Source organism: Colwellia marinimaniae (assembly GCF_002207865.1).
Classification (GTDB): Bacteria; Pseudomonadota; Gammaproteobacteria; order Enterobacterales; family Alteromonadaceae; genus Colwellia; species Colwellia marinimaniae.
In genome coordinates this window covers 1-259 of sequence record NZ_BDQM01000343.1, presented here as the reverse complement: position 1 = coordinate 259, position 259 = coordinate 1, and the positions used below count along the sequence as shown (strand labels likewise).

General features: G+C 39.4%; 1 protein-coding gene. It reads left to right on the top strand.

Annotation, left to right across the window (positions count from 1 at the left end):
• A partial coding sequence (locus tag MTCD1_RS19570) for a hypothetical protein (RefSeq protein ID WP_143760199.1) occupies positions 1-259 on the top strand: 259 nt, incomplete at both ends.

Genomic DNA, 259 nt, shown 5'->3' with positions numbered 1-259 from the left:
GGCAAACAACGTCCTAAACTAATTAAAAATATTAGTTTAGGTGGCAAGGCCATTTTTGCAGACATCATTGCTAACGTTAAAGCACCGGCAATGACGGCGATTAAGCAAGCTTTTACTAAGCAACCTTTACGTCAGGTTAAACAGGCGGTTAATGTCATGAACATTAAACCTAAGCTAACTGAAGCAAAAGTAGCTGAAGTTAAGTTATCCCAAGCTGCTCAGCCAACTAATTTATCTAGTCAAGCTCACACACGATCAA